The organism is Amycolatopsis sp. NPDC004772, assembly GCF_053601215.1.
In genome coordinates this window covers 20,938-33,939 of record NZ_JBSGBK010000010.1, presented here as the reverse complement: position 1 = coordinate 33,939, position 13,002 = coordinate 20,938, and the positions used below count along the sequence as shown (strand labels likewise).

General features: G+C 72.2%; 16 protein-coding genes. 12 read left to right on the top strand and 4 right to left on the bottom strand.

All coding sequences use genetic code 11. The features are described 5' to 3' along the window. Positions 1 to 41: 41 nt before the first annotated feature. Positions 42 to 518 (bottom strand): DUF4383 domain-containing protein, encoded by a 477-nt coding sequence (locus ACWEF6_RS09010; protein ID WP_449682384.1) that lies wholly within the window; start codon positions 516 to 518, stop codon positions 42 to 44. Positions 519 to 709: 191 nt separating this feature from the next. Here ACWEF6_RS09010 and ctaD point away from each other — a divergent pair, with 191 nt between their 5' ends. Further along, complete coding sequence (gene ctaD / locus ACWEF6_RS09005; protein WP_449682383.1) at positions 710 to 2,482, top strand: aa3-type cytochrome oxidase subunit I; 1,773 nt, start codon at positions 710 to 712, stop codon at positions 2,480 to 2,482. Then, positions 2,460 to 2,699, top strand: a complete 240-nt coding sequence (locus ACWEF6_RS09000) for a hypothetical protein (RefSeq protein WP_449682382.1) — start codon at positions 2,460 to 2,462, stop codon at positions 2,697 to 2,699. The genes ctaD and ACWEF6_RS09000 overlap by 23 nt, the downstream gene beginning before the upstream one ends. A 7-nt stretch (positions 2,700 to 2,706) precedes the next feature. Here the strand turns inward: ACWEF6_RS09000 and ACWEF6_RS08995 are convergent, their stop codons facing one another. Next, positions 2,707 to 3,549 (bottom strand): SDR family oxidoreductase, encoded by an 843-nt coding sequence (locus ACWEF6_RS08995; RefSeq protein WP_449682381.1) that lies wholly within the window; start codon positions 3,547 to 3,549, stop codon positions 2,707 to 2,709. A gap of 166 nt (positions 3,550 to 3,715) precedes the next feature. Here ACWEF6_RS08995 and ACWEF6_RS08990 point away from each other — a divergent pair, with 166 nt between their 5' ends. Both ACWEF6_RS08990 and ACWEF6_RS08985 read left to right on the top strand, forming a co-directional pair. Then, complete coding sequence (locus tag ACWEF6_RS08990; RefSeq protein ID WP_449682380.1) at positions 3,716 to 4,153, top strand: Hsp20/alpha crystallin family protein; 438 nt, start codon at positions 3,716 to 3,718, stop codon at positions 4,151 to 4,153. After that, positions 4,153 to 4,443, top strand: a complete 291-nt coding sequence (locus ACWEF6_RS08985) for a hypothetical protein (RefSeq protein ID WP_449682379.1) — start codon at positions 4,153 to 4,155, stop codon at positions 4,441 to 4,443. Before ACWEF6_RS08990 ends, ACWEF6_RS08985 begins: the two co-directional genes overlap by 1 nt. Positions 4,444 to 4,870: 427 nt before the next feature. Here the strand turns inward: ACWEF6_RS08985 and ACWEF6_RS08980 are convergent, their stop codons facing one another. After that, the gene (locus ACWEF6_RS08980; protein WP_449682378.1) at positions 4,871 to 6,082 is read right to left on the bottom strand and encodes a PP2C family protein-serine/threonine phosphatase; all 1,212 of its coding nucleotides are present in this window, start codon (positions 6,080 to 6,082) and stop codon (positions 4,871 to 4,873) included. Positions 6,083 to 6,257: 175 nt separating this feature from the next. Here ACWEF6_RS08980 and ACWEF6_RS08975 point away from each other — a divergent pair, with 175 nt between their 5' ends. The 7 genes from ACWEF6_RS08975 to ACWEF6_RS08945 all read left to right on the top strand — a co-directional run bounded on the left by ACWEF6_RS08975 (position 6,258) and on the right by ACWEF6_RS08945 (position 11,233). After that, positions 6,258 to 6,683 (top strand): MarR family transcriptional regulator, encoded by a 426-nt coding sequence (locus ACWEF6_RS08975; RefSeq protein ID WP_449682469.1) that lies wholly within the window; start codon positions 6,258 to 6,260, stop codon positions 6,681 to 6,683. Between the two features lie 74 nt (positions 6,684 to 6,757). Then, a complete protein-coding gene (locus tag ACWEF6_RS08970) occupies positions 6,758 to 7,621 on the top strand; it encodes an STAS domain-containing protein (RefSeq protein ID WP_449682377.1) in 864 nt (287 codons plus the stop codon). Next, on the top strand, positions 7,618 to 8,001 hold the full coding sequence (locus tag ACWEF6_RS08965; RefSeq protein WP_310977324.1) for an STAS domain-containing protein: 384 nt from the start codon (positions 7,618 to 7,620) through the stop codon (positions 7,999 to 8,001). The genes ACWEF6_RS08970 and ACWEF6_RS08965 overlap by 4 nt, the downstream gene beginning before the upstream one ends. Next, positions 7,991 to 8,413, top strand: a complete 423-nt coding sequence (locus ACWEF6_RS08960) for an ATP-binding protein (RefSeq protein WP_449682376.1) — start codon at positions 7,991 to 7,993, stop codon at positions 8,411 to 8,413. The genes ACWEF6_RS08965 and ACWEF6_RS08960 overlap by 11 nt, the downstream gene beginning before the upstream one ends. Then, a complete protein-coding gene (locus tag ACWEF6_RS08955; RefSeq protein WP_310977326.1) occupies positions 8,410 to 9,402 on the top strand; it encodes an ATP-binding protein in 993 nt (330 codons plus the stop codon). Before ACWEF6_RS08960 ends, ACWEF6_RS08955 begins: the two co-directional genes overlap by 4 nt. Next, positions 9,402 to 10,598 carry a PP2C family protein-serine/threonine phosphatase gene (locus ACWEF6_RS08950; protein WP_449682375.1) on the top strand — a complete coding sequence of 399 codons (1,197 nt, stop codon included), beginning with the start codon at positions 9,402 to 9,404 and terminating at the stop codon, positions 10,596 to 10,598. The genes ACWEF6_RS08955 and ACWEF6_RS08950 overlap by 1 nt, the downstream gene beginning before the upstream one ends. Positions 10,599 to 10,615: 17 nt before the next feature. After that, positions 10,616 to 11,233, top strand: a complete 618-nt coding sequence (locus tag ACWEF6_RS08945; RefSeq protein WP_449682374.1) for an alcohol dehydrogenase catalytic domain-containing protein — start codon at positions 10,616 to 10,618, stop codon at positions 11,231 to 11,233. On the opposite strand, the gene ACWEF6_RS08940 is transcribed toward ACWEF6_RS08945, so the two are convergent. Next, positions 11,202 to 11,978 (bottom strand): GntR family transcriptional regulator, encoded by a 777-nt coding sequence (locus tag ACWEF6_RS08940; RefSeq protein ID WP_449682373.1) that lies wholly within the window; start codon positions 11,976 to 11,978, stop codon positions 11,202 to 11,204. The genes ACWEF6_RS08945 and ACWEF6_RS08940 overlap by 32 nt on opposite strands. 137 nt (positions 11,979 to 12,115) lie before the next feature. Here ACWEF6_RS08940 and ACWEF6_RS08935 point away from each other — a divergent pair, with 137 nt between their 5' ends. Continuing rightward, positions 12,116 to 12,985 carry a Cgl0159 family (beta/alpha)8-fold protein gene (locus ACWEF6_RS08935; RefSeq protein ID WP_449682372.1) on the top strand — a complete coding sequence of 290 codons (870 nt, stop codon included), beginning with the start codon at positions 12,116 to 12,118 and terminating at the stop codon, positions 12,983 to 12,985. Positions 12,986 to 13,002: the final 17 nt, after the last annotated feature.

Sequence of the window (13,002 nt, the reverse complement as noted above, 5' to 3'; positions counted from 1 at the left end):
AGCCGGGTCGCCCTGCGGCGGCCCGGCTGCGCGGTCGTCGGTCAGCCGAGGCCGGGACCCCGGGCCGCGTGCGGCCCCGCACCGGTGCGGCCCGCGCGGGCCGTCAGCAGGCCGAGGGCGATCATGCCGACGCCCAGGCCCAGGTGCAGCCAGTTGTCGGCGGTGTTGACGGGCACGAAGTTCGCGTCGCTGCCGTGGTCGATGAGCAGCCCGTAGAGCCAGAGCACCAGGTAGACGACCCCGCCTGCGATGAGGTACGTCCGGGCGCCGCGCGCGGTGCGGGCCGACGCGAGGCCGACGACGCCGAACAGCAGGTGGACGATGTTGTGCAGCACCGAGACCATGAACACGCCGAGCAGCATGGCCATCGAGTCGTGGCCGGCGAAGCTCAGCTGGTCGTAGTCCGTCGTGATGCCCGGCACGAAGCCGAGCACGCCGACCAGCAGGAAGACGACCGCGACGACCGCGGCGGCGACCTGCACGGGTGTCCGGGTGCGGGCGGGTGTGGCGGTGGACATGGCAATTCCTTTCGGCAGGTGAAGCCCGAGGCTTACCCGGCCGGACCCGGACCAATCCCCGGCCCGGGTCTCGCTCCGGTTGCAAAGCCCGCCCATCCGGCTGATCCCCGGATTCGGGGGTGTAGCCGCGCCCGGCCCCGGGTACGCGCGCGGGAAGAGCTCGTTCCCCGGCGGCGACAGGTGAGAGTCCGATGACCGACACGGTGACACGCCCGGCTCCGATCCCCCACCGTCCGGTGTGGCGGGGTCCCCGCGGTGCCACGCTCCTGAAGACGATCCGCACCACCGACCACAAGACGATCGGCGTGCTGTACCTGACGACGTCGTTCGGCTTCTTCCTGATCGGCGGCCTGACCGCGTTGCTCATGCGGGGCGAGCTCGCCCGGCCCGGCCTGCAGTTCCTCTCGCCGGAGCAGTACAACCAGCTCTTCACCATGCACGGCACGATCATGCTGCTGCTCTACGCGACCCCGAACCTGTTCGGCTTCGCCAACTTCGTCCTGCCGCTGCAGATCGGCTCGCCGGACGTCGCGTTCCCGCGGCTCAACGCGTTCTCCTACTGGCTGTACCTGTTCGGTGGGCTGGTCGTCCTGTCGGGGTACCTCACCCCGGGTGGCCCGCCCGACTTCGGCTGGACCGCCTACACACCGCTGTCCAACGCCATCCACTCCCCCGGCGTCGGCGGCGACCTGTGGATCGCCGGCCTGATCGTCACCGGGCTCGGCACGATCCTCGGCGCGGTCAACATGATCACGACCGTGGTGTGCCTGCGGTGTCCCGGGATGCTCATGTGGCGGATGCCGATCTTCACCTGGAACATCCTGTTCACGTCGGTGCTGATCCTGCTGGCGTTCCCGATCCTCACCGCGGCGCTGTTCGCGCTGCTGGCCGACCGGCACCTCGGCGCGCACGTGTTCGACCCGGAGAACGGCGGCGCGATCCTGTGGCAGCACCTGTTCTGGTTCTTCGGCCACCCCGAGGTCTACGTGGTCGCGTTGCCCTACTTCGGGATCGTCACCGAGATCGTGCCGGTGTTCAGCCGGAAACCGCTGTTCGGCTACAAGCTCATGGTGTTCGCGACGATCGGGATCACCGGGCTGTCGGCGGTGGTGTGGGCGCACCACATGTTCGCCACCGGTGCCGTGCTGCTGCCCTTCTTCTCGATCATGACGTTCCTCATCGCGGTGCCGACCGGGATCAAGTTCTTCAACTGGATCGGCACGATGTGGCGGGGACAGCTGACCTTCGAGTCGCCGATGCTGTGGTCGGTCGGCTTCATGGTGACGTTCCTGCTCGGCGGCCTGACCGGGGTCATCCTCGCGTCCCCGCCGCTGGACTTCCACGTCCACGACAGCTACTTCGTCGTCGCCCACTTCCACTACGTGCTGTTCGGCACGATCGTGTTCGCCACCTTCGCCGGCATCTACTTCTGGTTCCCGAAGATCACCGGCCGGATGCTCGACGAACGACTGGCGAAGTGGCACTTCTGGACGACGTTCATCGGCTTCCACACGACGTTCCTCATCCAGCACTGGCTCGGCGACGCGGGCATGCCGCGCCGCTACGCGGACTACCTCTCGAGCGACAACTTCACCTGGATGCACATGGTGTCCACGATCGGCGCGTTCCTGCTGGGCCTGTCGGTGCTGCCGTTCATCTGGAACGTCTTCAAGAGCTACCGCTACGGCGCCCCCGTCGTCGTCGACGACCCGTGGGGCTTCGGCAATTCGCTCGAATGGGCCACGACGAGCCCGCCGCCCCGGCACAACTTCCTCGAGCTGCCCCGCATCCGCTCGGAGCGCCCCGCCTTCGAGCTGCACTACCCGCACATGGTCGAGCGGATGCGCGCCGAAGGCCACGTCACCCGCGGCCACCCCGGCGACAAGGCGTCGCCGGCCGAGGTCGCCGCGGGTGCCATCCAGCCCAGCGACCAGGGCGACAGTGACGACCCCCGCGGCCGCTGACCCGGGTCCGCCGCTGCAGGCGTGGGAACGGCGGCGGCTGCGCGGGATCGAGCGGGGCCTGGAGGCGGGCGCCCGGCGGCGGCTCCGGTGGTGCCTGTGCTTGGACGCCGTCGCATTGTCGTTGCTGGCGGCGGGGATCTTCCTGGCGTTGCCGTGGCTGTTCCCGGCGTGCGTCGCCGGGAACCTCGCCGTCTGCGCGCACCTTCAGCGGCGCTGAGCGCCGGTCACAGGATCGGCGCGCCACCCGTCACCGCGACGCGGGCGCCGGAGACGTAACTGCCGTCGTCGGAGGCCAGCAGCACGTACACCGGCGCCAGCTCGGCCGGCTGACCGGCACGGCCCAGCGGCACCTGCTCGCCGAAGGACTGCACCTGCTCCTCCGGCATGGTGGACGGGATGAGCGGCGTCCAGATCGGCCCCGGTGCGACGCTGTTGGCCCGGATCCCCCTCGGTCCCAGCAGCTGCGCGAGCGCCGCGCACATGTTGGCGATGCCCGCCTTCGTCACGTCGTAGGGCAGCAGCTGCGGCGTCGGGTTGTCGGAGTTCACCGACGAGCTGCCGATGATCGACGCCCCGGGCTTCATGTGCGGCACGGCCGCCTTGGCGAGGTGGAAGAACGCGCTCAGGTTGGTGGCGAGGGTGTGGTCCCACTCCTCGTCCGGGATCTCCTCCAGGGTCTCGTGGGTCATCTGAAAGGCGGCGTTGTTGACCAGGACGTCGATCCGGCCGAACTCCTCGACGGTGCGGGCGACCAGGGCCCGGCAGTGCGCGGGATCGGCGACGTCCCCGGGCACGACGACGGCCTTCCGCCCGGCCTCTTCCACCCAGCGCCGCGTCTCTTCGGCGTCCTCGTGCTCGTCGAGGTAGGAGATCAGCACGTCGGCGCCTTCCCGGGCGTACGCGATCGCCACCGCGCGGCCGATCCCGCTGTCCGCGCCGGTGATGAGCGCCGCCTTGCCGGTCAGCTTGCCGGAGCCGCGGTAGCTGTGCTCGCCGTGGTCGGGCCGCGGCGTCATGGCGGCGGTGGTGCCGGGCGGGGTCTGCTGCTGGGCGGGCTGCTCGGGCACGGTGGCTCCTCCGGGACGGGAATGGATCTCCCGCCCCGTGTTCCCGGTGACGCCCGGCTCACACTGTCATCTTGAGGATGACTTCCTACTTGTCATCGTTTGGATGACATGCTAGAACAGTGGTGCGTGTTGACACCCACCGTCGAAGCCCAGAAGGAGGACACCGATGTTGATGCGCACCGACCCGTTCCGTGAGCTGGACCGCCTGACCCAGCAGGTCTTCGGCACCGCGGGAACCTGGTCGAAGCCCACCGCGATGCCGATGGACGCCTACCGCGCCGGCGACGAGTTCGTGGTCTGCTTCGACCTGCCGGGCGTCGCTCCGGACGCCATCGAGCTCGACATCGAGCGCAACGTGCTGACGGTCAAGGCCGAGCGCCGCCCCCTCCCCGGCGGCGACACCGTGGAGATGCAGGTTTCCGAGCGGCCGCTGGGCGTGTTCTCCCGCCAGCTGTTCCTCGGCGACAGCCTCGACACCGACCACATCGCCGCCGACTACGAGGCGGGCGTCCTGACCCTGCGCATCCCGGTAGCCGAAAAGGCCAAGCCCCGCCGCATCGAAATCGGCGGCGACCGATCCGGCCGCCGCGAGATCCAGGCCTGATGGAGGAGAGGTGTCACGCCGCGGCGGAGAGGATCTTCGCCGCGGCGGCGGACCTGGGCACCACCCGCCAGGAGGCGATCCTCGTGACCCGGGCGGTTCACGCGGTCAAGAAGGGCCGCCCGACCGAGGTCGCCTTGACGGACACCCCGCAACACCGCCGCCGCAGGCTGGCCCACGTGGTCGGCACGGAACTGTGGCAGCCGGGCATCAACCCGGACGAGCTCCTGGCGGCCGTAATCAGCGCGGGCCGCACGGCCCCGAGGCGCCAACAACCGCCGGCGGCTGCTTGACGCCGGGCAGCAGGCGGCGGCCGGTTGGGTGGCCGAAACTGTCGGTGGTCGCCGGTAGAGTGGAAAACGGGGGGCGCCCCGGCGGCCTTCCCGCCTCGGCAAGCCACCAACCCTCACCCAGGCCGCCTTCCGCGGCCTGGCAGCGCTCCGGCAAAGCCGGAGTGCCTTTCACCTACCTCACCGCCCCCAACCGGCACGCGGCCCCCAGACCGGCACCCCACCCAGACCTCCCCACCACCCCGATCCGAAGCCCAAACACGGCCGGTGGGGCCGGGTCAAGGCACGCTTTCCCGCCTTGACGCGGTACCACCGGCCGTAGTGACAATTCAGGCTTCGGGGTGGTGGGCACCGAACAACGCTCCACCGCAACAGCGACCAACTTGGGGCCGGCACCGCAGAAACCCGCACCCCCAAGCAAACCAACCCGCTACCCGTCAGCCCGCCGCACCGTAACCGCAGGCCCATCCCCCGACCCGGACAACGGCGTCGCCCCGAACCAGTCCAGGCACACCACCATCGCGTCGTCCTCCGCCTGACTACCGTGCCGCCGGGTCGAAAGCTCCCGCAGCATCGCGCCCGGCACGTGCGCCGCCGGCAGGTCGGCCGTCGCCGACACCGCCTCGGCGAGTTCCCGGTCGCCGTACCGCTCGCCGTGCGAGCCGAGCGCGTTGTACACGCCGTCGCTGACGAACACGAACCGGTCGCCGTCGGCCGCCTGGAAGCTTTCGAGCGTGTAGATCGTGCCGTCGAACGTGCCGAGCGGAAGCTGCTCGTCGAAGAGGATCCGCTCGGCCTTGCCGTCCCGCAGCCGCCACAGGCGCGGCGAGCCCGCGTCGACCACCTGCACCGCGCCGGTGCCGAGGTCGAACTCCAGCAGCAACGCGGCCACGTGCTCGGCGCCGCGGTAGTGCGCGTACAGCGCCTGGTCGGCGAGTTCGGCCTGCGCGTCGAGCGCGATGCCGGCGCGCCGGGCGTTGCGCAGCGCGTTCACCGCGAGGTTCGTCAGCAGCGCCGCCTCGCTGCCCTCCCCCATGCCGTTGATCAGCGTGACCGCGAGCTTCCGCGCGGAGGCCGACCAGTCGAAGCAGTCCCCGTAGATGGCGTAGGCCGGCTCCAGCTGACCGCCGAGCGCGAACTCGGCGCGGGTGCAGGCCCGCCCCGGCAGCAGCTGCCACTGCATCTCCGCGGCCAGCGTCAGCCGTGACGAGCGCCGGGCCTGGATGTAGAGGTCGGTGTCCCGGTCGGCGACGAACAGCTCGTGGGCCACCGCTTCGGCGAACCGCTGGAGCTCGGCCCACACCGGCGGCTCCGGTTCGCACGGCAGGGTGACGGCCAGGACGCCGAGCCGGTCACCGCGGACGCTGACCGGCAGGTAGCCGGTGACGCGGTCGCCGTCGCGGGAAAACGTCGCCGCCTGCGTGAGGAACGCCGCCCCGGGGATCGTGCCGTCGACCGGGACCGGCTCCGTCGAGTAGGGCTGCTCGCCCACCTGGCACAGCTCCGTGAGGGCGTAGTCGGCCATCAGCAGCTCGACCGCTTCGGCGCCGAAGTGCTCGCCGAGTCCCGAGCGCAGCGCGCCGGGCAGGTCGTGCGGTGGTACGTCACGGAGGAGACGCTCCACCGCCAAGGATCTGTCCAACGCCTGCCTCCTGCTCACGCACCCGTGCCGGGATGGTTCTGTCGAGTCTGCGCCGCTCCGGCGCGCCGGTCCACGGCGAGTCGCGTTGGCTGTGCTGCCGGTTCAGCATAGGGATGCCAGAGTGGACGCCGTGGATCGATCCCGCGAGCAGGCCGCCCCGGACGGGCCGGCCGCCGTGCCGGACCTCGCCCGCCTCCTCGAGTCGGTGGTCGAGGGAGAGCGGGACGTCTCACCGCGCCCGCTGTCGATCTCGCAGCTGCGCGCGGTCGTCGCGCTGGATCGCCACGACGGGGTCAACCTGCGGCAGCTGGCCGAGCAGCTGGGCTCGACGCCGCCGCTGGTCAGCAGGCTGTGCGACCGGCTGGAGGCGGTCGGCTTCCTCGAACGGCTGCCCAGCGCGCGCAGCCGGCGGGAGCTGACGCTGCGGCTGTCCGACCGCGGGCGGGCCTACCTGCAGGACCTGCGGTCCCGGCGCCGGGACCGCGTCCAGGCGCTGCTGGCGAAGATGAGCCCCGCGGGCCGGCTCGCCCTGGCCACCGGGCTGCAGGAATACCGGGCACTGGCCGAGGCCGCCGGTGACCTGCCGGATTTGCGTTCCTGATTCAACTGTTGTTATATGACAATCACTCGGTCGGCGTACAGCAGAGCGCGCCTCGAACACGGAGGAGGGCGTCGGTGCTGGGCACGGACGACAGCCAGGTCCGCTCGGTCCTGGCGCGGATGCTGGAGGAAGACCGGTCCTCGCTGGCCCGCGACTGGGCCGGGCAGGAGCCGCACGACGGCGACCGGAACGGGCAGGACCTGCGCCGCGAAGCCGTCGAGCTGCTGGAAGCCCTCCGCAACGCGCTCAGCAGCACGCTTCCGGTGTCCCGGATCGTCGACCAGGACCCCGCCGTCCGGGACGCGCTGACGTCGCTGTCGGAGCGCCGGGCCCGCGCGGGCGCCCAGCCGTCGGCCACCGCCATGGCGATCCTCGCGCTCAAGCGCACGATGCTGAGCGCGATCGAGCGGCACACCGACGATTCCGCGCTGCGCTACCGGGCCGCGCTGCTGGTCAACGAGCTGCTCGACAGCGCGGGCGTGCTGACGTTCGAGGTCTACTCCGCCGGCCGGGAGCGGATCATCCGCGAGCAGCACGACCAGATGCTCGAGCTGTCCACGCCCGTGGTGCGGCTGTGGCGCCACGTCCTCGCGGTGCCGCTGATCGGCACCCTCGACAGCGCTCGCACGCAGGTCGTGATGAACAGCCTCCTGGAGGCGATCCAGGCGAACGAGGCGCGGGTGGCGATCATCGACATCACCGGCGTCCCGACCGTCGACACCGCGGTCGCCCACCACCTGCTGCAGACGGTCAGCGCCGTCCGGCTGATGGGCGCGGAGTGCGTGATCAGCGGGATCCGGCCGTCGATCGCGCAGACCATCACCCAGCTGGGCATCGACCTCTCGCACATCGTCACGCGCGGCTCGCTGGCCGACGCGCTGGCGACCGCGATGCAGCTGCTCGGCGACAGCGCCCGCCCGGGCGCGGTGACCGGGTGAACGCCGGGCTGCCGATCCTGCGGCTGGGGGACATCCTGCTCAGCGGGTTGCTGAGCGACCTGGACGACAAGACGGCCCTCGCCTTCACCGACGAGCTGACCACGCGGATCGCGAACGAGGGCATCCGTGGGGTGATCATCGACATCTCCCGGCTGGAGATCATCGACTCGTTCGTCGCGCGCGTGCTCATGGAGCTGGCCGGCACCGGGCGGCTGCTCGGGACGCGGATGATCGTGGCGGGGATGCGCCCGGCCGTCGCGCTGACCCTGACCGAGCTGGGGCTGCAGCTCACCGGCGTCCGGACCGCCCTCAACGCGGAACAGGCGATGGAGCTGCTGGGCTGGCGCCGTCCCGCCGAAGAAGCGCCCCATGCTTCCTGACGAACGGACCGCCGCTTCCGGTGAGCACCCGGTCCGGGTGGAGGAGGACCTCCTCGCGGCCCGGCACGCCGTGCGGGCGGCCGCGGTCGCCGCCGGGTTCACCATCGTCGACCAGACGAAGATCGTGACCGCGGCCAGCGAGCTGGTCCGCAACGCCTACATCCACGGCGGGGGCGGCACGATGACCGTCGAGACCGTGCGGGACCCGGCCGGGCGCCTCGGGCTCCGGCTGCGGGTGCGCGACGAAGGGCCCGGGATCGCCGACGTCGCCCAGGCGATGACCGACGGGTTCAGCACCGGCGCGGGGCTCGGGCACGGCCTCGGCGGCACGCGGCGGCTGGTCGACGAGTTCGACCTCGACACCGCGCCCGGCCGCGGCACGACCGTCACGGTCGTGCGCTGGAAGCCATGACCGCGACCGTCGCCGGGCTGACGCGCCAGATCCGCGTCGACCACCCCAGCGCGGGGTACGCCGCCGCCCGCGTCGCCCGCGAAGTCGCGCACGAGGCCGGGCTCACCGGCGTCCGCGCCGACCGGGCCGCGGTGGTGGCGGCCGAGCTCGCGGGCAACATCGACAAGCACACCGGCGGCGGTGCGGTGTTCGTGCAGCGGGCGCTCACCGGCCGCGGCGTCGACGTGCTGGCCGCCGACGACGGTCCCGGCATGGCCGACCTCGACCACTGGCTGCTCGACGGCAACACGACGACGGCCACCCTCGGCACCGGCCTCGGCGCGGTGAAGCGGATGGCGGCCGAGTTCCGGATCACGTCCTCGCCCACGGCCGGCACGCTGGCCGCCGCCCGCCTGCTCGACCCCGCCGCGCCGCCGGGCCGTCGCGCGATCGGGCACTTCCGCCTGCCCCGCGACGGCGAGGAGTACTGCGGGGACGCCGTCGCGCTGGCCGACGTCACGGGCAGCCGGACGGCCGTCGTCGCCGACGGGCTCGGCCACGGACCGGACGCCGCCGAAGCCGCGGACACCGCGCTGCGCGTGTTCACCGAGAACCCGGACCGCCCGCTGCCGCACCAGCTCACGAACATGCACCGCGCGCTGCGCACCACCCGCGGCGCGGCGGTCGCGCTGGTGCGGATCGCGCCGCGGCGGCTCGAGTTCTGCGGCGTCGGCAACGTCAGCGGCGCGAGCCTCGGCGACGGCCCGTCCCGGCTGCTGCTCAGCACGCCCGGCATCGTCGGGTTCACGCTGCCGTCGGCGCCGGTCCGGCACCTGACGCTGGCCGACGACGACGTCGTGGTCCTGCACACCGACGGCGTCGGCACCGGCTGGCGCGTCCCGGGCCGGGCCCCGGACCTGCTGCTGCTCGCCGCGGACCTCGCCCACCGGCACCGCAACGCCCGCGACGACGCGGCGATGCTCGCCCTGAGTGCGGACCGGTCCGCCTGATGCGCCCCGATCTGGCCCGGATCCGGCGGCGCCTCCGCAAAGCGTGCACCGAAGCGGGCGTGCCCGCCGACGAACGCGGGCGGCTGGTCCTCGCCGTCACGCTGCTCGCCGAACCGGCGCTCACGGCGGGCGAAACGGTGAATGTGGCCACGGCGGCCTCGGACCGGCGCCTGGCGGTCACGGTGCGGCTCGAGCACCCCGTCAGCCAGGGCAGCCGCGACGCCCTGCCCCTGCTGCCCGAGCGCGGCGACGACCCGACGCTGACCTGGCACCTCGCCGGCGGCAGGCCCGCGGCCCCGGCCGCCCCCGACGACGACCGGGCCACCCGCGAAGAGATGCTGGCGCTGGTGGCCCGCACCGACACGCTCGCCAACGAGCAACGGGACCTCAAGCACGAGCTCGCGGAGACCAACAGCGGCGTGCTGGCGATGTACGTCGAACTGGAGCAGCGGGACGAGCAGCTCCGCCGTGCGCACGCGGCGATCTTCCGCGAGCTGGAGGACGCGCTGCGCCCGCGGCCGCCGGTGGTGCCGGGCCTGGAGCTGGCCGTCCACTATTCGCCGACCGACCAGGACTCCCCCACCGGCGGCGACCTGTACGACTGGTTCGTCCTCCCCGGCGGCGAGGTGCACGTGACCCTGGTCGACGCGGTCGGCCACGGCGTCACCTCGACCCGCCACGCCCTGACCGTGACGCACGCGATCCGCACGCTGGCCCTGGAGGGCCACCCGTTCCGCGACCTGATCGCCCACGCCTCCCACACCCTGGCGGCGATCGAGCCGGCCCTGATGGCCACGGTCCTCCTGGCCCGCCTCGACCCGGCCACCGGCCACACCCGCTTCGCGAGCGGCAGCCACCCGGAACCGGTGCTCGTCACCGCGGCCGGCGCCGCACGCCTGCTGCCCCCGCCGGCGCCGGGCCGCGGAGTCGGTTTCCCCGACCCGGGCAGCCGGGAGCTGGTCGACGTGGTCCTCGACCCGGGCGACACGGTCCTGCTGTACACCGACGGCCTGGTGGAGAGCCGCAAGGACATCGACGAGGGCCAGGCCCGGCTGCTGGCCCTGGCCGGGCGGCTGTGCGCCCACCCGGTGGCGGACCTGCCGCGCGAGCTGGTGACCCGGATGCACGACGTCGTCCTGCATGCGGACGACACGGTGGTGCTGGCGCTGCGCCGGACGCCGTTCGCCGAAGGTTAGGCGCACCGGCCCCGGGTATGCCGACGCCCTGCCGGAGGGGAGTCGCTGTGCGTGCGATGGTGTACCGCGGGCCGTACAAGATCCGTGTCGAAGAGAAGGACGTCCCCGCGATCTGCGGCTCGGACCTGCACCTCTACCACGGGATGATGCCGGACACCCGCGTCGGCACGACCTTCGGCCACGAGTTCATCGGCGTGGTCGAGGAAGTCGGCTCCGGGGTGCGGAACCTCGAGCGCGGCGACCGGGTCATGGTGCCGTTCAACGTCTTCTGCGGCACCTGCTGGTTCTGCGCGCGGGGGTTGTACTCCAACTGCCACAACGTCAACCCGAACGCCACGGCCGTCGGCGGCATCTACGCTACTCCCACGCATGCGGGCGTCGGAGCGGCCGCCGATCGCCGAATCGAGCGATCGCCTGCGCGCGCGGATCCCGGGCTGGGGCGCGGACCTGGACCCGGCCGACCGGCCGTCGGAACCGAAGCTGCGGTGGCAGGCCGACCGCGGTGGCACCCACTGGGACTTCCCCGAGCGACAGCCCGAGAAATGGCCGCGGAACGCTCGATCGAGCACGCGGTCCGGAAGCTGGTGCGGCGCCGCCGTTCTTCTACTGCGGCCCGTTGGTCAGCGAAAGGTTGAACGTGTACCGGGACGCCCGGTACACGTGCCATCCGTACTCGACCACCCGACCCGAGTCGTCGTAGGTCGTGCGCTGCATCGTGAGCAACGCGGCCCCCGGCTCCTCCCCGAGCAGTTCCGCGTCCTCCTCGGTGGCGAGCCGGGCGCCGATGTTCTGCTCGGCCGCGTGCAGCCGCACCCCCGCCGACCGCAGGAGCTGGTAGAGGCCGCGCTCGCGCAATTCGTCGTCGCCCGGGTCGATGACGCCGTCGGGCAGGTAGTTGTTCATCAGGGCGAGCGGCTCGCCGTCGGTCGACCGCAGCCGCTTCAGCCGCCGGACGCGCGTCAGCCCGGGGGCCTCCAGCAGCTCGGCGACGTCGGGGCCGGCCTCTTCGACCTCGTTGACCAGCACCGCCGACTCCGGCTTGCCGCCCAGCCCGGCGAGGTCGTCGAACAGGCTGCTCAGCCGCAGCGGCCGGGCGACCTTCGTGCGGACGACCTGCGTGCCGACCCCGCGCCGCCGCACGAGCAGGCCCTGGTTGACCAGCGTCTGGATCGCCTGGCGGATCGTCGGCCGCGACAGGCGCAGGCTCGCGGCGAGGTCGACTTCGTTGCCCAGCCGCGCGCCCGCCGGCAGCCTGCCGTCCTCGATCGCGGCGTGCAGCTGCCGGGACACCTGGAAGTACAGCGGTTCCGGGCTGCCCGGGTCCAGGACGATCTCGCGCCCCGCGTCCCAGGCCGGGAAGGCGGCGTCCAGCTTGCTCATCCGCGGAGCGTACCGCCTCAGGGCCACCTGTTGGGATGACCTGTTGTCCATATGTCTTGACAAAGTCTCGGCCCCCTGGAATCGTCGCCTCCAGGAGCACGAAGGCCGTGCCCCGTCAGACCGGCTGGGAGCGAACCGTGACCGACGTGCTGCGCCGCATCGTCGCCCGACGCGTGCACGATCCGGGAGCGATCGCCGAGGCGGCCGCGAACCGCGTCCGGGCCGAATCGCCCTTCAACGACAAGGGCCGCACGATGATCATCGCCGCGGACCACCCCGCCCGCGGCGCGAACGCCGTCGGCGGCAACCCCTCGGCGATGGCCGACCGCGGCGAACTGCTGGAGCGGCTGTGCCTGGCGCTGGAGCGGCCAGGGGTCACCGGCGTCCTGGCCACCGCGGACGTCATCGACGACCTGCTGCTGCTCGGCGTGCTCGACGGCAAGACCGTGCTCGGGTCGATGAACCGCACCGGGCTGGCCGGGTCGAGTTTCGAGATCGACGACCGCTTCGCCTGCTACGACGCGGAAACGATCGAGCGGATGCGCTTCGACGGCGGCAAAGCCCTGACCCGGATCTGCCTCGACGACCCGGCCACCCCGAGCGTCCTGGAGAACACCGCGAAGGCGATCAACGAGCTGGCCGACCGGAAGCTGATCGCGCTGGTCGAGCCGTTCCTGTCGAGGTGGGTCGACGGGCGCGTGCAGAACGACCTCTCCCCCGACGCCGTGATCAAGTCGATCACGATCGCCGCCGGCCTCGGCCGCTCGTCGGCCTACACCTGGCTCAAGCTGCCGGTGGTGGACGACATGGAGCGCGTGCTGGCGTCTTCGACCCTGCCGGCCGTCCTGCTTGGCGGCGAAGTCAAGGATCCGGACGCGGCCTTCGCCGCCTGGCAGCGGGCCCTGACCCAGCCGACGGTGCAGGGCCTGGTGGTCGGCCGCTCGCTGCTCTACCCCCACGACGGTGACGTCGCCAAGGCCGTCGACACGGCGGTGGGCCTGCTGTGAACCCGCATTCCCGCACG

Bases quoted from the DNA above. Each gene is read 5' to 3' on its own strand.
- ACWEF6_RS08950 (WP_449682375.1), top strand. From the start codon at position 9,402: ATGCGCCCCGATCTGGCCCGGATCCGGCGGCGCCTCCGCAAAGCGTGC.
- ACWEF6_RS08960 (WP_449682376.1), top strand. From the start codon at position 7,991: ATGCTTCCTGACGAACGGACCGCCGCTTCCGGTGAGCACCCGGTCCGG.
- ACWEF6_RS08955 (WP_310977326.1), top strand. From the start codon at position 8,410: ATGACCGCGACCGTCGCCGGGCTGACGCGCCAGATCCGCGTCGACCAC.
- ACWEF6_RS08945 (WP_449682374.1), top strand. From the start codon at position 10,616: ATGCCGACGCCCTGCCGGAGGGGAGTCGCTGTGCGTGCGATGGTGTAC.
- ACWEF6_RS09010 (WP_449682384.1), bottom strand. From the start codon at position 518: ATGTCCACCGCCACACCCGCCCGCACCCGGACACCCGTGCAGGTCGCC.
- ctaD (WP_449682383.1), top strand. From the start codon at position 710: ATGACCGACACGGTGACACGCCCGGCTCCGATCCCCCACCGTCCGGTG.
- ACWEF6_RS08985 (WP_449682379.1), top strand. From the start codon at position 4,153: ATGGAGGAGAGGTGTCACGCCGCGGCGGAGAGGATCTTCGCCGCGGCG.
- ACWEF6_RS08940 (WP_449682373.1), bottom strand. From the start codon at position 11,978: ATGAGCAAGCTGGACGCCGCCTTCCCGGCCTGGGACGCGGGGCGCGAG.
- ACWEF6_RS08990 (WP_449682380.1), top strand. From the start codon at position 3,716: ATGTTGATGCGCACCGACCCGTTCCGTGAGCTGGACCGCCTGACCCAG.